This window comes from Streptomyces sp. NPDC087859 (assembly GCF_044742595.1).
Lineage (GTDB): Bacteria > Actinomycetota > Actinomycetes > Streptomycetales > Streptomycetaceae > Streptomyces > Streptomyces canus_F.
On sequence record NZ_JBIUUU010000008.1, the window covers coordinates 339,320 to 358,369 of the forward strand.

General features: G+C 70.4%; 13 protein-coding genes and 1 pseudogene. 5 read left to right on the forward strand and 9 right to left on the reverse strand.

Going from position 1 to position 19,050, the window contains the following annotated elements:
• Nucleotides 1-32 precede the first annotated feature (32 nt).
• The gene (gene gndA / locus ACIOHP_RS21720; protein ID WP_401889766.1) at nucleotides 33-1,472 is read right to left on the reverse strand and encodes an NADP-dependent phosphogluconate dehydrogenase; all 1,440 of its coding nucleotides are present in this window, start codon (nucleotides 1,470-1,472) and stop codon (nucleotides 33-35) included.
• Nucleotides 1,473-1,706: 234 nt separating this feature from the next.
• Here gndA and ACIOHP_RS21725 point away from each other — a divergent pair, with 234 nt between their 5' ends.
• Nucleotides 1,707-2,810, forward strand: a complete 1,104-nt coding sequence (locus tag ACIOHP_RS21725) for a PP2C family protein-serine/threonine phosphatase (protein ID WP_401889768.1) — start codon at nucleotides 1,707-1,709, stop codon at nucleotides 2,808-2,810.
• Between the two features lie 79 nt (nucleotides 2,811-2,889).
• Nucleotides 2,890-4,344 carry a glyceraldehyde-3-phosphate dehydrogenase gene (locus tag ACIOHP_RS21730; protein ID WP_361489229.1) on the forward strand — a complete coding sequence of 485 codons (1,455 nt, stop codon included), beginning with the start codon at nucleotides 2,890-2,892 and terminating at the stop codon, nucleotides 4,342-4,344.
• A gap of 46 nt (nucleotides 4,345-4,390) precedes the next feature.
• On the opposite strand, the pseudogene ACIOHP_RS21735 reads toward ACIOHP_RS21730, so the two are convergent.
• A pseudogene (locus ACIOHP_RS21735) lies at nucleotides 4,391-4,873 on the reverse strand (hypothetical protein); the annotation flags it as partial.
• A 368-nt stretch (nucleotides 4,874-5,241) separates the two neighbouring features.
• On the opposite strand from ACIOHP_RS21735, the gene ACIOHP_RS21740 reads away from it, so the two are divergent.
• Nucleotides 5,242-6,621: a Tat pathway signal sequence domain protein gene (locus ACIOHP_RS21740; protein ID WP_401889770.1), complete on the forward strand. Its 1,380-nt coding sequence runs from the start codon at nucleotides 5,242-5,244 to the stop codon at nucleotides 6,619-6,621.
• Here the strand turns inward: ACIOHP_RS21740 and ACIOHP_RS21745 are convergent.
• The 3 genes from ACIOHP_RS21745 to ACIOHP_RS21755 are packed head-to-tail and all read right to left on the reverse strand — an operon-like array spanning nucleotide 6,618 to nucleotide 9,462.
• A complete protein-coding gene (locus ACIOHP_RS21745; RefSeq protein ID WP_401889773.1) occupies nucleotides 6,618-7,217 on the reverse strand; it encodes a TetR/AcrR family transcriptional regulator in 600 nt (199 codons plus the stop codon). The genes ACIOHP_RS21740 and ACIOHP_RS21745 overlap by 4 nt on opposite strands.
• Before the next feature lie 20 nt (nucleotides 7,218-7,237).
• Nucleotides 7,238-9,292 (reverse strand): discoidin domain-containing protein, encoded by a 2,055-nt coding sequence (locus tag ACIOHP_RS21750; protein ID WP_401889775.1) that lies wholly within the window; start codon nucleotides 9,290-9,292, stop codon nucleotides 7,238-7,240.
• Nucleotides 9,289-9,462, reverse strand: a complete 174-nt coding sequence (locus ACIOHP_RS21755) for a hypothetical protein (protein ID WP_361543967.1) — start codon at nucleotides 9,460-9,462, stop codon at nucleotides 9,289-9,291. The genes ACIOHP_RS21750 and ACIOHP_RS21755 overlap by 4 nt, the downstream gene beginning before the upstream one ends.
• Before the next feature lie 77 nt (nucleotides 9,463-9,539).
• Here ACIOHP_RS21755 and ACIOHP_RS21760 point away from each other — a divergent pair, with 77 nt between their 5' ends.
• Nucleotides 9,540-12,704, forward strand: a complete 3,165-nt coding sequence (locus ACIOHP_RS21760; protein WP_401889778.1) for an RICIN domain-containing protein — start codon at nucleotides 9,540-9,542, stop codon at nucleotides 12,702-12,704.
• Here the strand turns inward: ACIOHP_RS21760 and ACIOHP_RS21765 are convergent.
• From ACIOHP_RS21765 to ACIOHP_RS21780, 4 genes are read right to left on the reverse strand one after another with little or no spacing between them, the layout of a single operon-like run.
• The gene (locus ACIOHP_RS21765; RefSeq protein ID WP_401889780.1) at nucleotides 12,693-14,582 is read right to left on the reverse strand and encodes a glycoside hydrolase family 127 protein; all 1,890 of its coding nucleotides are present in this window, start codon (nucleotides 14,580-14,582) and stop codon (nucleotides 12,693-12,695) included. The genes ACIOHP_RS21760 and ACIOHP_RS21765 overlap by 12 nt on opposite strands.
• A gap of 39 nt (nucleotides 14,583-14,621) precedes the next feature.
• Nucleotides 14,622-15,449 carry a carbohydrate ABC transporter permease gene (locus ACIOHP_RS21770; protein WP_401889783.1) on the reverse strand — a complete coding sequence of 276 codons (828 nt, stop codon included), beginning with the start codon at nucleotides 15,447-15,449 and terminating at the stop codon, nucleotides 14,622-14,624.
• A 14-nt stretch (nucleotides 15,450-15,463) separates the two neighbouring features.
• Nucleotides 15,464-16,426, reverse strand: a complete 963-nt coding sequence (locus ACIOHP_RS21775) for a carbohydrate ABC transporter permease (RefSeq protein ID WP_401889786.1) — start codon at nucleotides 16,424-16,426, stop codon at nucleotides 15,464-15,466.
• A gap of 28 nt (nucleotides 16,427-16,454) precedes the next feature.
• Nucleotides 16,455-17,777 carry an ABC transporter substrate-binding protein gene (locus ACIOHP_RS21780; protein ID WP_401889788.1) on the reverse strand — a complete coding sequence of 441 codons (1,323 nt, stop codon included), beginning with the start codon at nucleotides 17,775-17,777 and terminating at the stop codon, nucleotides 16,455-16,457.
• A 170-nt stretch (nucleotides 17,778-17,947) separates the two neighbouring features.
• Here ACIOHP_RS21780 and ACIOHP_RS21785 point away from each other — a divergent pair, with 170 nt between their 5' ends.
• Nucleotides 17,948-18,976 (forward strand): LacI family DNA-binding transcriptional regulator, encoded by a 1,029-nt coding sequence (locus tag ACIOHP_RS21785; protein ID WP_401889790.1) that lies wholly within the window; start codon nucleotides 17,948-17,950, stop codon nucleotides 18,974-18,976.
• The last annotated feature ends 74 nt before the right edge of the window (nucleotides 18,977-19,050 follow it).

Consider the following 19,050-nt stretch of genomic DNA (forward strand, 5'->3'; position numbering starts at 1 on the left):
CCCCCGGCCGGGATGCGGCCGGGGGCTCTGCCTCACTCCGATGTCTCCGGCCTCCCCGCCGCCGCCCAGTGGGTGTGGAAGGTGCCGGGCCGGTCCGTGCGCCGGTAGGTGTGGGCGCCGAAGTAGTCGCGCTGGCCCTGGAGCAGCGCGGCGGGGAGACGGTCGGCGCGCAGGGTGTCGTAGTGGGCGAGGGCGGCGGAGATCGCGGGCACGGGAATGCCGCGGCGGGCGGCGGAGGCCACCGTCTCGCGCCACGGCACCTGCGCGTCGGTGATCTCCATGGCGAACTCCATCTCGCCGAGCAGGCTCACCAGATCCTGGTCGGCGGCGTAGGCGGCGCGGATACGGTCGAGGAAGGAGGCGCGGATGATGCAGCCGCCGCGCCAGATCCGGGCGACCGAGCCGAGGTCGATCTTCCAGCCGTACTCGGCGGCCGCGTCCTGGATCATCGTCCAGCCCTGGTCGTAGGCGACGACCTTCGAGGCGTACAGCGCCTGCTCGACCTGCGAGGTGAAGCGCTCGGCCTCGGTGCGGCTGAGCGGGGGTGTGGTGCCGCCGGGCAGGCCCCGGTAGGCGGCGCGCAGTTCGCTCTGGCCGGAGGCGGCGCGGGCGAAGGTGGCCTGGGCGACGGCGGTGACCGGGGAGGCAAGGTCGAGGGCGGTCTGCACGGTCCAGCGGCCGGTGCCCTTCTGTCCGGCGGCGTCGGCGACGATGTCGACGAACGGCGCGCCCGTGGCCGGGTCGGTGTGGGCCAGGACCTCGGCGGTGATCTCGATGAGGTAGGAGCCGAGCCGGCCCTCGTTCCACCGGCGGAAGACGCCCGCGATCTCGGCCGGGGTGTATCCGGCGACCTGGCGCAGCAGGTCGTACGCCTCGGCGATGAGCTGCATGTCGGCGTACTCGATGCCGTTGTGGACCATCTTCACGAAGTGCCCGGCGCCGTCGGTGCCGATATGGGCGGCGCACGGCTCGCCGTCGACCTTGGCGCTGATGGTCTCGAACAGCGGGCCGAGCAGGCTGTACGACTCCTCCGACCCGCCCACCATGATCGACGGACCGTGCAGCGCGCCCTCCTCGCCGCCGGAGATGCCGGTGCCGACGAAGTGGATGCCGCGTGCGCGCAGGGCGGCCTCGCGACGCCGGGTGTCGGCGAAGTGGGCGTTGCCGCCGTCGACGATCATGTCGCCGGGTTCCAGCAGCGGGGCGAACTCCTCGACGACCGCGTCGGTGGCGGCGCCCGCCTGCACCATGATGATCAGCCGGCGCGGGCGTTCGAGGGCCGCGACGAACTCCTCGGGCGACTCGGCCGGGACGAACGCGCCCTCGTGGCCGAACTCCTCGACGAGCGCTCGAGTGCGGCCCGCTGACCGGTTGTGGACGGCGACGGCGACCCCGTGGCGGGCGAAGTTCCGCGCCAGGTTGCGGCCCATCACGCCCAGTCCGGTGACGCCGATGGCTGCGCTTGCGTTCATGAGGTCCGTCCCTTGGATCGATGGCGTGGTCCCGGAGCACGCGGCCCCTTGCCCGCAGATACGCGTGGGAGGCCCGGTCTTCTCGATGCCGGCTCGGGAGGCCTACGTCACCGTGGACGGAAACATAAGTTCCTGCTCACTTTGGAGCGTGTTGCGATCACTTCGCATGGGCCCGGCGGCGGGGGCGGAATAGTGGCGACGTCCGTGGCCCGAGGCCTTGATGGGGAGACGCACATGACGACCACCCGCGCCGTGGGACGCCGGCCGCCGTCCCGCCGTACAGCCTTGTCACTGTTGCCGTCGCTGGGTGCGTGTCTGGTGGTCACGGCGGTGGGCCTGCTGTTCGACACGGTCGACCACCTCGTCGCGCTACTGCTCGTCGGCCCGTTCCTGGCCAGTACGCGGCTCGGCGCCCGCCCCACCGCTCTGGTCTGCGGCGTCGCCCTGCTCCTCGGTCTGTTACTCGGCGCGACGTCGGGCGATCTCCTCGTTCCCGACTTCTCCGTACAGTGGTTCGGACTGTTTCTGGGCTGCGTACTCGCCGTACAGGGCGCCCGGCGGCACACCGTGCTGCGGACGACTCTGGACCGCTCCCGGGAGGTGGCCCGCGCTACCCAGAACGCCCTTCTCCGTCCTGTCTCCGCGACCCTCGCCGGCACCCTGGTGTGCACCCGCTACCACTCCGCCACCCGCGAGTCCGACCTCAGCGGCGATGTGTACGACGTCGCCGTGACGCCGTACGGACTGCGTCTCCTGGTCGGCGACGTCCGCGGCCACGACCTGGACTCGCTGCGGCTCGCGGCGGCCACCCTCGCCGCCTTCCGCGACCTCGCCCCCCTCGCTCCGCGTCTCCCCCGGCTCGCCGCCGACCTGGACGCGCGGCTCGCCCCCGAGCTCGGACCAGAGGACTTCGTCACCGTCGTGCTCGCCGAGTTCGCGCCCGGCGAGCTCCGGCTCGTCAACTGCGGCCACCCCGCCCCCCTGCGCGTCGGGGCCGGGCTCGAACTGCTGGAACCAGGTGAGTCGGCGCCCCCGCTCGGTCTGGGTCCGAGGCCGTCCCAGTCCCGCCACCGCCTGGACGACGGCGACCGGATCCTCTTCTACACCGACGGCCTCACCGAGGCCCGCGACCGCGACGGCGCACCCTTCCGCCTTCTCGACGAAGCGGCCGGCACCCTGCGCGACCCGCTCCCCGAGCGGGCCCTCGACGCCCTCCACGCCCGGCTGACCGCCCACATCGGACGGCCCCCCGCCGACGATCTGACCCTGGTCCTGTGCCGGCCCGAACTCACCGGAACACCCCTGCCGGTCACCGACGGCGCGCTGCACAACTCCTGACCCGTGACCCCGTTCGAGGGGTCAAACGACCATGGGGTTAGCATATGAGCGCCACCTAGCTCGATCGAGAGATAGATCTGTGACTGTCAATGAGGACTCGTTCACCAATTGGAAGACTCGCGAGGAGATCGCGGAGTCGATGATCCCGATCATCGGGAAGCTGCACCGCGAGCGGGACGTCACCGTTCTGCTGCACAGCCGCTCCCTGGTGAACAAGTCGGTGGTCAGCATCCTCAAGACCCACCGCTTCGCCCGGCAGATCGCGGGCGAGGAGCTGTCGGTCGTCGAGACGCTGCCCTTCCTGCAGGCACTCACCACCCTCGACCTGGGCCCGTCCCAGATCGACATCGGCATGCTCGCCGCGACCTACCGCGCCGACGACCGCGGTCTGTCGGTCGAGGCGTTCACCGCCGAGGCCGTCGCCGGTGCCACCGGTGCCAACAAGATCGAGCGCGGCGAGGGCCGTGACGTCGTCCTGTACGGCTTCGGCCGCATCGGCCGGCTCGTCGCCCGCCTGCTGATCGAGAAGTCCGGCTCCGGCAACGGACTGCGGCTGCGCGCCATCGTCGTCCGTGGCGGCGGCGGGCGGGCCTCCGAGGACCTCGTCAAGCGCGCCTCGCTGCTGCGCCGCGACTCGATCCACGGCCAGTTCCAGGGCACGATCACCGTCGACGAGGCCACCGACACGATCACCGCCAACGGCAACGCGATCAAGGTCATCTACGCGAACGACCCGTCCGAGGTCGACTACACCGCGCACGGCATCAAGAACGCCATCCTCATCGACAACACCGGCAAGTGGCGCGACCGCGAGGGCCTGTCCAAGCACCTGCGCCCCGGCATCGACAAGGTCGTCCTGACCGCGCCCGGCAAGGGCGACGTCCCGAACATCGTGCACGGCGTCAACCACGACAGCGTGAAGCCGGACGAGCAGATCCTGTCCTGCGCCTCCTGCACCACCAACGCGATCGTGCCGCCGCTGAAGGCCATGAACGACGAGTTCGGTGTGCTGCGCGGCCACGTGGAGACGGTGCACTCGTTCACCAACGACCAGAACCTGCTGGACAACTACCACAAGGCCGACCGTCGCGGCCGCTCGGCGCCGCTCAACATGGTCATCACCGAGACGGGTGCCGCCTCGGCCGTCGCCAAGGCGCTGCCCGACCTGAAGGCACCGATCAGCGGCAGCTCGATCCGGGTGCCCGTGCCGGACGTGTCGATCGCGATCCTCAGCCTGCGCCTGGGCCGTGAGACCAACCGCGAGGAAGTCCTCGAGTACCTCCGGGACGTCTCCCTGAACTCGCCGCTGAAGCGCCAGATCGACTTCACCACGGCCCCCGACGCCGTCTCCATGGACTTCGTCGGCTCGCGCCACGCCTCGATCGTCGACGCCGGCGCCACCAAGGTCGACGGCGACAACGCGATCCTCTACCTCTGGTACGACAACGAGTTCGGCTACTCCTGCCAGGTCATCCGGGTCGTCCAGCACGTCTCCGGGGTGGAGTACCCGACCTTCCCGGCGACGGCGGTCTGATCCCGGCACCCCCGTCGGCGGCGCCCTCGCGGCGCTCCCGGCGGGTGCGGGCGGCCCCGTCGGGCCACACCACGTCGACGGGGACGCCCGCCGCCCGGGCCTCGAGCACCGTGTCGGCGGTGCCGCCGCCTCTGCCGGTGGGCGGGGTGCCGTCCCATACGGCCACGAGCCGGTCGGCGCGTTCGACGAGAACGCTGTTCGCCGCCTCGTAGGCCTGTCGGCCGGCCGTCTCGATCGGCAGGACGACCACGTCCTCGGCGGCCTCGACCAGGCGGTCGAACACGGGGGCGTGGTCGGGCCGCACCCGGGCGCGGCGGTAGTCCCGGGAGGGGATGACGACGGCCAGCCGTCCGCCGGCGGCGAGCACGGCCTCCGCGAACAGACAGTCGGCGCCCCTGGCGAGACAGGAGACCCCGACCAGCTCTCCGTCGCCGGCGTGCCGCCTCAGGAGTTCGTCCAGGACCGCGCGCACCAGGACGGAGGTCTCCGCCGTGAGGTCGATGTGCCCGGTCACCGCGATCGTCGTCATGGAGCACCCCTTTCAGCGGCCGGTGGGCTCCTGGAGCGTGTAGCCGCTGGGCGAGCAAGTCGTCGCCGCGGGCGTTGCCCAGGAAGACCCTGCTCTGCGCCCGCCCGAGGCTGTGGAAGTATCCAATGCCCTCGTCATGGGTCCCGCATTCCAGCCGTGGCTGGTAGAACCGGGCCACCAAGTCCTGCAGTACGTTGCCGAGTTTCTGCGTGCCGGCGTGGTCACCGTCCGGCGACGGTCCCCGGAGCTGACTCCCCAACTGCTCCACCCCTCCCAGCCGTTGACCCGGACCTGAGGCGACAGCAGAATGAGCGCGCACTCCTGAGAGCGCTCTCAAGCGCGCCCGCCCCTTCGATTCGAGGAGACCCATGACCGGCAGCCAAGGCCGCCCCGCGTTCAGTCGCCGCGCACTCATCGGAACCGGACTCGGTGCCACGGTCCTCCTCGCCGCCGGTTCGGGCACCGCCCGCGCGGCGGACCGGGCCCCGGTCTCCGCCCGGAGCCGGGCCCAGGCCTTCCTCGCCGCCGCCATGGACGCCTACCCGGACCACGGGACGATCCGCCTCGCCCAGAGCTACACCGACCAGGCCGGCCTGTTCAGCACGGCGTTCACCTACGACAACGCCCTCGCGATCCTGGCGAACCTGGCCTGCGACACCGCGGCCGGCAGATCCCGCGCGGCGACACTCGGCGACGCTCTTCTCTACGCCCAGGCCAACGATCCCAACCACGACGACGGCCGGCTCCGTCAGGCCTACAACGTGGGCCCGTACACCTTCTACGACGGCACCCCCCAGCCCGACGGGTTCGTGCGGGCGGACGGAAAGGCCAACGTGGGTTGGCAGTTCGGCTTCACCGGTACCGCCGTGGGCGACATGGCCTGGGCCGGCATCGCCCTCGCCGCGCTGGCCCGCCGGACCGGGGAACGCCGCTTCCTCGCCGGCGCCGTGCGGATCGGCGAGTGGATCGACCGCACGGGGCGCACCGACGAACCGCTCGGCGGTTTCAAGTTCGGGGTCGACGGGGCGAACAAGAAGCTGCCGTTCACCTCGACCGAGCACAACACCGACCTGATCGGCCTGTTCGGCCGGCTCGCCCGGCTCACCGGGGACCGGGTGTGGCGGGAACGGCGCGCGGTCGCCGGGGCGTTCGTCAGGAAGATGTGGGAGCCGGACGGGGGCTTCTTCTACACCGGCACCAACGACGGCGTGACGATCAACAAGTCGCCGATCCCCGAGGACACCCAGACCTGGACCCACCTCGCACTGAACTCCCCCGTGTACGGCCGCTCGTTGGACTGGGCCGCCACCGAACTGGCCGTTCTGGACACGCCCGAGCGCCCCAACAGCACGGTCCCCGCGGGCCAGTCGTACGAGGGCGTCACCTTCAGCTCGGCGAGCCTGCTGGCGAACGAGGACGCCCCGATCGCCGAAGGCCAGCCCAGGCCGGACCGCAACGGAGTGTGGTTCGAGGGCACCGCCCATCTGGCGCTCGCCCTGCGCCACCGCCAGGGCACCGGGGACGAGAAGCGCGCCCGGCGCCTGATCGCCTCCATCGAACGGGCCCAGGACCTGCTGGGCGCGGGCCAGACCTTCGGCGGCAAGGCCGTGGCCGCCAGGTCCGGGGTAGTGTCGGCGAGCAGCCCGCTCGACACCGGTTTCGGGTTCGGTTACTACCCGTACCTGCACACCGGCGCCACCGCCTGGTACCTGCTGGCCGCCGCGAGGTCCAACCCGCTCACGGCCTAGCCCTCGGCCGTCACCAGCCCCGCGATGTGGGCGGTGACGGTGTCGAGGATGTCGGTCCAGGCCCCCTCGTCGCCGAGTACCAGGTAGTTGAGGGTGAGCCCGTCGGTCATGGCGGCCAGATAGCGGGCCAACGCGGAGACGGGCACCCGGAGCCGGAAGTCGATGTCCTGGCTCAGCTGCTCGATGAGCTCGGTGTAGAGCTCGCCGTACAGTTCGTACTGCCGCCGCGCCAGCTGCTCGAACCCCGGCTCGCGCAGGGCGTACTGGGTGAGTTCGTAGGTCAGCATGTGCTCGTCGGGGTGAGCGCGCACATGGTCCCAGTACGCCTGGAAACCGGCCCGGACGGTCTCCTCGAGGGTCTCCCGGGGCTTGAGCGCCTCCTTCACGATGATCACGTAGTGGTCGGTGATGGTGGTGATGACGGACTCGATCAGTTCCTGCTTGGAATCGAAGCAGTAGTGGAAGACGCTCAGGGAGACGCCCGCCTCGGCGGCGATGGACCGGGTCGTGGTCTTGGCCACGCCGTCCCGGGCCATCGCCCTGATCGCCGCTTCCGTCAGCTGCCGACGCCGTTCGGTCGACGGCATCCGTGCCATGTGCGGCTCCCCCGTGCTCGTCAGGCGCTGTTCACGCCGACCTCGTGGAGCGAGTATCCCCAGTCGGTGCCGCGGTCGAGGCCGTGGACACGAACATAACGGGCCGGTGTGCCGGTGAACCTGGCCGTGTCCAGGCCGCCGTCGCCGGAGGTGGTGGACCAGGCGGTCTGCCAGTTGGCGCCGTCCGTGGAGAGTTCGATGCGATACGACTTCCCGTACGCGCGCTCCCAGTCGAGCGTCACCCGCGAGACCAGGTTGGTGGAGCCGAGGTCGACCTGCCACCACTGGTCGTCGCTCCAGTCACTGGCCCAGCGGCTGTCGCCGTCGCCGTCCACGGCCCGCCCCGGCTGGTAGCTGGTGAACGGGTTGGACTCGGACGAACTCGCGGTCGCGGTACGGCCCTTGGCCAGGTTGACGCCGGCCTGGTGCTGCTCGGAGGCGCCCCAGGTGTCGAGGTAGGACTCGGCACCGCGGAACAGGTCGTCGACGACGTCCTGGCCGCCGACGTGCCGGATGTCCTCGATCCAGTCAGGGATCAGGCCGACGTTGGCGCCGCCGTCCGTGTTGAAGTCGAAGGTGCGCGAGCCGACGGTCTGCTTGTCGATGACGGAGCCGCCGTCGACGCTCTTGAAGGGGTACGTCACCTTGTTCGTGGCGTCGGCGCCGCGCGGGGCGGGGTGGTCGCCGATGCCGTTGAAGTCGGTGCCGTAGCCGTAGCCGACGTTGTACTTGGCACGCAGCGCGTCGGTCCGCTTCGCCTCGGTGCTGAAGCCCTCGGAGCCGTGCATGTACTGGGCGACGAAACCGCCGAGGGAGTAGACCCGCTCGGTCCAGTTGAGGTCCATCCAGCTGTGCGAGGAGAGCACTCCCGGGTAGGACGCGGCCTCGAACATGTCGAGGACCTGGCCGGTCGCCTTGACGCTCATGTGGTCGATCTCGAGCATCATCTTGCGTTTCATCATGCCCTGGACGGCGTACTCACCGAGGTCGGTGAGCCCGCGGACGTTGCACTGGGCGTTTTCGTCGTACTCCGGTACTTCGGTGCCCGCCGGCAGGTCCGCCTCCGCGTCGGACGCGGCCGTTCCGATGGGGTTGTCGTGCTGGGGGCCCGTGCACTTCTCGGTCTTCCAGAAGGTGCCGGTCGACAGGAACTGGCCCACGTTGATGGCCGTTCCGAGGCCGCCCTCGTCGAAGCGGACGCCGCACAGGGCGTTGTCGAGCTTGTGGCACAGGAACATGCTGCGCACACCGAGGTCGTAGAGCTCGTCGAGCCCCTTGTCGATGTCCGCCTTGCTGCACTGCGCGATGTCGAGGATCTGCTTGCAGCCGAACGGCTCGGAGGTCTCGACGCCCAGGATCACGGCGAGTTTGCCCTGCTGGATGACCTTGCGGGCCTGCGCGGTGTCGGTGACGATCCGGAACCAGCCCTTGCCCGCGCCGCCGTACATCGCGTCGACGTAGTCCTGGAGCTGGTAGGTCAGCTTGGCCTGCAGTCTGATCGAGGTCATCTCGTCACAACTGCGGTCCTTGAACGGGTAGACGGAGCAGATCACGCCGTTGGTGACGAGGTCGTTGACCAGCACCCGCTGCCCGCCGCGCCAGGCGCGCTCGATCCAGGCGTAGTAGTTGGCCTGATGGGTCATCGAGTCGTACGCCGGCCAGTCCTTGAAGCTCGGCCAGCCGACCGGGTCGTGCTTGCCGTCGCCGCCGTGGGTGATGTAGTCGAAGATCGCGAGGGTGCCGTCCGGGTAGTGCTCGGGGCAGTCCTTGAGCGCGTCGGCGATGCCCGCGGTGGAGAACACCTTGCCGCAGATCAGCCGGCCGCCGAAGGCCTCGTTGGAGAACAGGTGGTTGTGCGCGTCGACGAACCCGCGTACCTCACCTGCGGAGTTGGTGCCGGTGAACGGCTCGCCGGTGACGTTGACCTGGGAGTCCGGCGAGGGACGCGCGCTCGGGTTCCACCAGTCGCTCGCGGCCGCCGAACTCGGCGTCGGGCCGAGGGCGATGGCCAGGACGAAGAGGAGCAGCGACACGACGGTCACGTCTTTGCGTCTGCGATACGAACATCGAGTCATGGTCGATACCACGCCCCTCGGTCGGCGCCCCATGAGTTTGTCATGACCGGCGCAATCTGTTCGACGAGAATGGCTACTGGCGAGTTACGAGTCAATAGTCCGGGACGCTTGACCTGATGAGCGCCCGGCGTGCGCGATGTCTTGACGTGTTCATTTTCGTCGATGAGCATGCCTTGAGCCTGATCGCTTCTGGTTGATTCTGTTCCTCTTCGCGCTTGTGCCGCTCCGCGCTCCGGAAGGGAGCTCCGTGTCCAGCCGACGCCGCATCGTCCGGGTCTTGACGCCGGCCATCCCCCTCACGCTCGCCGCAGGACTCGTCACCGCCGCCCCCGCCACCCCCGCGGAGACAGCACCCCTCAGCTCGGTGACGGTACGGGTCGATCCGTCGTACCAGCAGCAGGAGTTCGAGGGCTGGGGGACGAGTCTCGTCTGGTTCGCCAACGCCACCGGCGGCTATCCGGAGCCGATCCGAAGACAGCTCGTCGACATGCTCTTCGGCGAGGACGGACTGGCCCTCAACATCGCGCGCTACAACATCGGTGGCGGCAACGCCCCTGACGTCCGCAAGGACTACATGAAGGCCGGCGCGACCATGGAGGGCTTCTGGAAGGCGCCCGAGGGCACCACCCAGAAGGATATGGACTGGTGGGACCCGGACAACGCGGACCACTGGGACTGGAACGCCGACGCGAACCAGCGGTGGTGGGTGGACCAGGTGAAGGACAAGGTCACCAAGTGGGAGGCGTTCAGCAACTCGCCGCCGTGGTTCCAGACGGTCAGCGGATACGTCTCCGGCGGCTTCGACGCCGGCGCCGACCAGATCCGCGCCGACCGCGTCGACGACTTCGCCGCCTACCTCGTCCGCGTCAGCGAGGAGATGGAGAAGGAACACGGCATCACCTTCGACACCATCGACCCGCTCAACGAACCCAACACCTCTTACTGGGGTACCCAGTTGGGCGCCAACGGGCAGCCCACGGGCGGCCGGCAGGAAGGCGCGCACGCCGGGCCCGCCCTCCAGCAGAAGGCGATCCTCGCCCTCGACAAGGCCCTCGAGGGAGCGACGACCAAGGCCGAGGTCTCCGCGATGGACGAGACCAACCCCGGTATCTTCACGACGAACTGGAACGCCTACACCGCCGAGGCCCGGGCCGCCGTCGACCAGCTCAACGTGCACACCTACGGCACCGGCCAGCGCACCAGCGCCCGCGACATCGCCAAGGGCGCCGACAAGAAGCTGTGGATGAGCGAGGTCGAGGGCACCTGGGGCACCGGCACCGACTTCACCAGCATGGAGCCGGGCCTCGGCATCGCCACCCGCATGGTCGACGACATGCGTGAACTGGAGCCCTCCGCCTGGGTGTTCTGGCAGCCCGTCGAGGACTCCGTCCCGCAGGCCGCCGCCGGCAAGAACTGGGGCAGCATCCACGTCCCGTTCAACTGCACGGCCGAGGACACCCTGGAGAGCTGCCCGATCCGGGCCAACTCGAAGTTCCACACCATCCGGAACTTCACCCACTACATCCGCCCCGGCGACCGCTTCGTGAAGGTCGACGACACCTCCAGCGTCGCCGCCGTCGGCAAGTCCGGCCGCTCCGCGACCGTGGTGCACGTCAACGGCGGCACGACCGCCCGTTCCGTGACCCTCGACCTGTCCCGCTTCGGCAAGGTCACCCCAGGCGCCACCGTCACCCCCGTGGTGACCAGCACGGACGGCGCCCTCGTCCAGGGCGCCCCGGTCCGCGTCACCGACCGGTCGGCCACCCTCACCGTCCCCGCGAAGTCGGTGACCAGCTTCCTCGTCAAGGGCGTCAGCGGCGTCGCGAAGGACGCCGCGCTCGTCCAGCCCGGCCACGCCTACCGGCTCAAGGGCGCACAGAGCGGCAAGTCTCTCGCCCCGTCGGACGACGGCACCGGTGTCGTCATCCGCACGAACGACGCGAGCAGCGCCCAACAGCTGTGGTCGGTAAGCCAGTTGACGCCCGGCACCGACCATCGCGAGCGCTACGCCCTCACCAGTGCCACCAGCGGCAAGCAGCTCGCCGTACGCGAGAACCAGGCCGTTCTGGAGGATCCGTCGGACAGCGATGCCGCGCAGTGGATCCTGTCGTCGACCGGCGACGACACGTGGACGTTCGTCAACGCCGCCACCGGCCGGCTGCTGGATGTCGCCGGGCAGTCGTCGGCGGACGGCGCCAAGGTGTCGACGTACACCCCGACCTCGGCGGCGAACCAGCGCTGGACGGTCAGCGACGAGACCGTACTGCGCACCGAGAAGGCCGAGGTGTTCACCGTGCCGGGTCGGACACCGGCGCTTCCGGAGACGGTGACGCCGGTCTACCGGGACGGCGCCCGTGGCGCGCTGCCGGTCGTCTGGGACCCGCCGTCGGACGACGCGTGGGCCGATCCGGGCACGGTACGGGTCAGGGGCACGGCGACCGATCCGCTCGGTCGGGAGATCCGCGCCAAGGCGGTCGTCACCGTCGACACCATCGCCTCGACGGTGCCCGGCCGCGCCAAGACCTACGTCGGCGGAAGTCCCGGCCTGCCGGACACGGTCGTCGGTGTCGGCGCGCACGGCGGCCGCACCGACCTTCCGGTGACCTGGGACGCGGCCCCCGAGGGCGCGTTCGCCGAGCCCGGAGTGGTGACCCTGCGGGGTGCCGCACGGGTGGTGGACGGCAGCACGGTCGACGCGTCGGTGCGCGTGCAGGTCACCGAGCCGACGCAGAGCGACATCGCCTCGGACGCCGGCGTCTCGGTCGCGGCCACGTACACCGAGAGCGGCTACTCCGCCGAGCGCCTGCGCAACGGCGACACCTCCGACAAGGGCTGGTCCAACTGGCGGTCCGGCACCAAGAACCCGTCCGACACGATCGCCTTCACCCTCCCGACGGCACGTGACCTCGACCGTGTCGTGGCGCACTTCTACCGGGACGGGAGCAACGTCTCCTTCCCCGCGAGCCTCAAGGCGCAGGTGCGCCGCGCGGCGGACGGCGCCTGGGCCGACGCGAGCGAGGAGATCACGGTCGGGACCGAGGGCACGCCCGTGGTCGACGTGCCGGTCGAGGCGGGCCCGGCGACCGGGGTGCGGCTCGTGATGACCGCCCGGTCCGGCGGCTACATCACGATGAGCGAGGTCGAGGTGTACGCCAAGGCTCCCGGCGTCTCCTCGGACGCGGCCGCCGCGTCGATCGAGGTGGCCGGTGTGCCGGTCGCGGACTTCGCCCCCGGCACGACCGACTACCGGGTCCGGACCGCCGACCCGCACCACGCGGTGGTCACGGCGACGGCCCGCGACCCCTACGCGACGGTCGACGTCGAGCGGAGCCACGGGCGCGCCGTGGTCACCGTGACCAGCGAGGACAGGTCACGGACGACGACGTACCGCCTCACGCTCCTACGGCGCTGAGTCCACGGTCGGCAGCCACACGCGCATCGTCGAGGGCCCCCGGTTCGCCCAGGAGTGGTAGGGGACCAGGACGATGCCCGCGCGGTCGCCGGCCGTCGGCGGGGCGTCGAACGGCGGGTACGGCCACGGCCGGTCCCCCGGGGCGCTGATCTCGCCCGCGACCACGACGGATCCGTCCGCCCTCCCCTCCGGCCGGGCGGACGGATCCACGCGCACCGCGTCGACCTCGTGGCCGGGCGGCAGGTCCACGGACTCGGCGCAGTACACCAGCGGTCCGCGCTGGACGGCCGCGGTGCCGCGTATCGCGTCGACGCGCGGGTCGGCCCCGAGCCAGCGGGGCCGTACGGGCAGTTCGAGGACGGTCTCGTCGCCGGGCCGGAAGACGCGGGTGACCTCGGCCGTGCCCGGGGCGACCGCACGGCGGCCCCCGTCCGGGTCGGCGAGCCATGCCGTGGCGCCCTCCGCCCAGGCGGGGACACGCAGCGACAGGGTCCACGGGCGGTCGGGCGACCGGACGACGTGAACGGTCACGCGTCCGTCGGAGGGGTAGTCGGTACGGATCCGCAGCGCGATGCCGCCCGTGGTGATCTCGGCGTCGGCGTACTGGTGGAGCTGGAGGCCGTGGTCGTCGGTCGTCGCCAGGTATCCGGGCAGCTGGGCCAGGGTCCGTGCCACGTTGGGCGGGCAGCAGGACACCGCGAACCAGGGTGCGCGCAGGCTCGACTCGGCGCGCGGGATCTGGACGTCGGCCGCGGGCACGGTGCCGCGGCGGCGCCGGTGCAGGGTGTTGGAGTAGAAGAAGGACCGGCCGTCCTCGGCCGGGGAGGTCGCGACCACGTTGAACAGGGTCCGCTCGGCCAGGTCGGCGAAGCGGGGTTCGCCGGTGGCGAGGAGGAGGCGCCAGCTGAGCATGACGGAGGCGACGCCGGCGCAGGTCTCGGAGTAGGCGCGGTCGGGTGGCAGGACGAAGTCGTCGCCGAAGGACTCGTCGCGGTGGTGCGAGCCCATACCGCCGGTGAGATAGGTACGCCGGGCGACCGCGGTCTCCCACTGCCGTACGACGGCGGCGAGCAGGTCCTCGTCCCCGGTCTCCACGGCCACGTCGACGGCGCCGGCGGCGAGGTAGAGGGCGCGGACGGCGTGGCCGCGCAGGACGGTCGCCTTCCGCACGGGCAGGTCGTCCTGATGGTAGGCACGGCCGAACTCGCCGTCACCGAGGGTGCTTTGGCCCCTGCGGTCGATGAACAGCGCGGCCTGGTCGAGGTAGCGCTGCTCGCCGGTGAGCCGGGCCAGTTCGACCAGGGCCGTCTCGATCTCCGGATGCCCGCAGACACCCTGGTTGCCTCTGGCACCGAAGAGGGCGCACACATGGTCGGCGGCGCGGCGGGCGGTCTTCGTCAGCTCGCCCTCGCCGCGCGCCCGGGCCTGGGCCACGCCCGCCTGGATCAAGTGCCCGTAGCAGTACAGCTCGTGGCCCCATGCGAGGTCGCTGTAGCGGGGCTGCTGACCGGGGCGGCCGTAGGCGGTGTTGAGATAGCCGTCCGGTTCCTGGGCGGCGGCGACGGCCTCGCTGAGGGCGGGGTCGACGTCGTAGCCGGTCTCCCAGGACATGGCCTCCAGGAGCTTGTAGACGTCCGAGTCGGCGAACTCCCTCCCACGCCGGTCGCGTGGAAGGCGGCCCTCGACCGCGGCACGGAAGTTGCCGGTCCAGCCGGCGCGTTCCATCCAGTCACGGCAGTGGTCGAGGCTGGCCGTCGCGTTGACATGCCGGCGTCCGGCCCAGAAACCACCGGTGATCCTGACCTCGTCGAGGCCGAGCGGGCGTAACCGTCCCCGGGTGGGTGCCACGGGCAGGACAGTGGACTGCTCCTTGTTCATGCCTTCGTTTCGTCCTTTCAGCCCTTGAGGACGCCGGACTCAGCCCTTGAGGGCGCCCGACATGAAGCCCCGCACGTAGTGGCGTTGCAGCAGCAGGAACACGAGGAGACACGGCACGGCGAGGACCACGACCCCCGCCTCGGTGGCGCCGTAGTCGACCGCGCCCATGCTCTGCTGCCGCAGAGTGGCCACGGCCAGCGGCAGGGGCGCCTTCTCGCTGTCGGAGATGAGGATCAGGGGTGCGATGAAGTCGTTCCAGGCGGCGAGGAAGGCGAAGAGTCCCACGGTGATCAGCCCCGGCCGCACCGCCGGGAGCAGGATCCGGCGCAGTGCGCCCGCCGTGCCGCAGCCGTCGACGAGGGCCGACTCCTCCAGTTCGCGGGGTACCGCCTCGAAGGAGATCCGCATCATGAAGGTGGCGAACGGCAGCTGGAACATGGCCAGTACCAGGCTCAGCCCGATCAGCGAGTTCTGCAGATGAAGTCTGCCGAGCAGCACGTAGAGCGGGATGAGGAGCGTGGCGTACGGGACCATGAGGATGGCCAGGGTCAGCAGGAACAGCAGGTTCTTGCCCGGGAACCGGAAGCGGGCGAAGGCGTAGCCGCCGAGCAGGGACACCCCGAGGGTCAGGGTCACGGTGAGCGCCGAGACGAGGGTGCTGTTGAGGAGGTACCGCCACAGGCCGGCGTCGTGGTCGAGCAGGGTGCGGTAGTTGCCGAAGCCGTAGCCGGAGTCCTGTGCGGTGCCCGGCTGTTCACTGACCGAGGCCCAGCCGTTCCACACCAGGGGGAACAGGAAGATGACGGCCAGTCCTCCGGCGACGACGTAGTAAGGCGTCCGGCCGAGGACCTGGGCTCGGTTGAGCATGGCGGGCCCCCTTCCTATGACTCGTCGGAGCGGTGCAGGCCGCGGAACTGCAGGACGTTGAGGAGCACCAGTGCTCCCAGCACGATGATCGACAGGGCCGCCGCGGTGCCGAGGTCGAGCCGCTGGAACGCCTCGCGGTAGATCAACTGCACGATGGTGACGGTGCTGTTGTCCGGTCCGCCCTTGGTGAGGACGAAGAACTGGTCGAAGGCGAGCAGTGATCCGGTGACACAGAGGAGGAGGGACAGGGCGAGCGACGGGCGCAGCAGCGGCAGGGTGATGCGGCGGAAGACCTGGCCGCGGCTCGCGCCGTCCATGCGGGCCGCCTCGTACAGCTCGTGGGGGATGCGTTGCAGACCCACGAGCAGGATCAGCATGTAGAACCCGGCGAACTTCCAGACCACCAGGAACACCGTCGACAGCAGGGCGTTGGTCGGGGTGCCGAGGAAGGACACCGGTTCGTCGACCAGGCCCAGGTCTTCGAGGGTGCTGCTGATCGGTCCGGTGGTGGGGCTGTACAGGCCCCAGAACAGCAGGGAGGCGGAGGCCAGTCCGAGGGCGCCGGGCAGGAAGTAGACGGTGCGGAAGAAGCCCGCGCCGGGGCGGGACTCCTGGACCAGCAGGGCCAGCAGGAGCGCGAGTCCGAGGAGGACGACCGTGACGATCACGGTGTAGAGGAGGGTGAAGCGGACGGCGGGCCAGAACAGGGGGCTGTCGGTGATGTCGGTGTAGTTCTCGGGGGCGTTGCCGCCCTGGTCGCCCGCGAGGAGCGGCCAGTCGTTCAGGGACATCCGGCCGACCAGGAGCAGGGGCCACACGAAGAAGACGGCGACGAACACGGCCGTGGGAGCCGCGTATCCGAGTCCCTGGACCGTGCGGGAGCGCCACAGGGACTTGGCTGTACGGGGTCGGCGGGCCGGACGTGGTGGCCGCACCCAGTGATCGACCGGCGCTCGGTCGGGCGCCTTGACCTGCATGGCTCTCCTGTCGGTCGGCTCGGTGGGCTCAGTCCGCCAGCGAGGCGCTCACCTCGTCGTTGTCCTTGTCGACGGAATCCCCGTTGCCGAAGACGGCGTTGCGCATCATGGTCAGCCAGGGCCCGTTGGGGTCGTTGAAGGTCTGGCCGAACTTCAGCGCGTACGGGGTGTGGCCGTCCGCCACGAGCTCGTTGATGGTGACCAGGCGCGGGTCCGCGTCCGAGTACTTGTTGGACGCGAGGTCGGTGCGTGCCACCACGTCCTTGTGCGCGGCGACCACGTCGACCTGTGCCTTGTCGCCCACGGACCAGGCGAGGAAGTTCCAGGCCTGGTCGGCCGACTTGCTGGTGGCGGAGATGCCGATGGCGTCACCGCCGACGAAGGTGGCCTTGCCGCCGTCGGGACCGGGGATGGGCGCGACCCCGAGGTCGAGGTTCTTCGGCATCAGACCGAGGGTGGTCGACGGCATCGGCATCACGCCGATCCGTCCCTTCGGGAACAGTCCGGTCCAGGTGGCGCCCGTCTCGTCGCGGGCGCCGGGGGCCACGATGTCGTCGTCGACCCAGCCGCGGTAGATGTCGTAGACCTTCTTCGCGGTGGCGGAGTCGAGCGTCGCCGCGGTGCCGTCCTCGTTCATCACCTCGTCCCCGGCGGCCCAGATGGACGGCCACCAGGTGAAGACACCGCAGCCGCCGCAATTGCCGCCGAAGAACGTGCCGTTGACGCCACCGCCGAGCTTGTCGACGGCGCGGGCCTGCTCGTCCCACTCCGCCAGGGTGGTGGGCGGCTTGTCGGGGTCGAGCTTCGCCTTGCGGTAGAGGTCCTTGTTGTAGAAGAGCACCGACAGGTCGAGGGTGTGCGGTACGACGTACTTCTTGTCCTCGTACGTCCCTGCCTTGATGTGCGACTGGGCCAGGTCGTCGGCGAAGGGCAGGGCGTCGATGCGGTCGGTGATGTCGGCGAAGAGCCGGCTGCTGGTGTAGTTGGGCACGAACACGACGTCCGAGGCGAACAGGTCCGGCAGGTCGCGGGAGCCGGCGGCGGCACCGACCTTGGCCTGGTAGTCGTCGGTGGGGATGACGGTGAGTTTGATCCGGTTCCTGTGGCTCGCGTTGTACGCCTTGACGAGGGCCTCGCTCTGCGGCCGGGTCGCCGCACGCGTCCACATCGTCAGCTCGGCGCCGTCGTCGACGCCGGTGGCGTTCGCCGCCGCGCCCCCTCCCCCGCCGCCTCCGTCGTCCGGTTCGCCGTCGCCCGACCCGCATGCCGTGGCCAGTCCCAGGCTGGTGAGAAGGACCGCGGCCGTGACGAGGCGGCGGACACGTCCGTGCGATCCGGTGGGGCTCCCCATGACGATCTCCCTCCGCGACGAACACCGGGAAGAAACGGGCCGAAAAGGCTTTCGTCAAGCTAGAGCCGAGCTGATGACCCGTCAATCCCTCGCGTACAAACGCAGTTTCAGGTGCATGCCGAAAGTTCTCGCGTACGGTTTACGGACGTGATGCGAGACAGGAGACACGCATGACACCAGCCACCGGCCCCGCTCGTTCGCGCACCGCCACCCTCAGCGACGTCGCCCGGCTGGCGGGGGTGTCGGTCGCCACCGCCTCGAAGGCCCTCAACGGGCGCAGCCAGGTGCGCGCCGAGACCCGGCAGCGGGTGATCGAGGCCGCCGAGCGACTGTCCTTCCGCCCCAACCAGCTGGCCCGCGGTCTGCTCGCCGGGCGGACCGGGACGGTGGGTCTGCTCACCAGTGATCTGGAGGGCCGGTTCAGCATCCCGATACTGATGGGTGCCGAGGACGCCTTCGGGGCGGGCGAGGTGGCGGTGTTCCTGTGCGACGCCCGGGGGGACGCGATCCGCGAGCAGCACCATGTCCGCGCGCTGCTCGGGCGTCGGGTGGACGGCCTCATCGTGGTGGGCAGCCGGACCGATCCCCGGCCCTCGCTCGGCCGTGACCTGGCCGTTCCCGTGGTCTACGCGTATGCGCCGTCCGACGATCCGGCGGACCTGTCCATCGTCCCGGACAACGTCGACGCGGGCCGGATCGCGGTGCAGCACCTGCTGGCCTGCGGCCGCACCAGGATCGCCCACATCACCGGGGATCCCGGCTACGCCGCCGCGCACGACCGGGCCGAGGGCGCGCGGGCCGCGCTCGCCGACGCCGGGGTCGTCCCGGTCGGCGAGCCGCGGTTCGGCGCCTGGTCGGAGGGGTGGGGGCGGGCAGCCACGGCGCTGTTGCTGGACCGGCATCCGGATGTGGACGCCGTGCTGTGCGGCAGCGATCAGATCGCCCGGGGCGTCATGGACGTGCTGCGCGAGCGCGGCCACCGGGTGCCGGACGACGTGGCGGTCATGGGCTTCGACAACTGGCAGGTCCTGACGTCAGGTTCCCGCCCGCTGCTCACCAGCGTCGACATGAACCTGGAGCAGGTCGGCCGGGCGGCGGCGCAGGCGTTGTTCGGCGCGATCGGCGGTGCGACGGACTCCGGCATCGAGGCGCTCCCCTGCCGGGTGGTGATCCGAGGCTCCACAGCCCCACTGTCCTGAACCGTACGGTCCGCCAACTGGCGTCTCTCCGAGCTCCCTTGACACTCCATCAGCTCGCTCCTACGTTGCGAAAA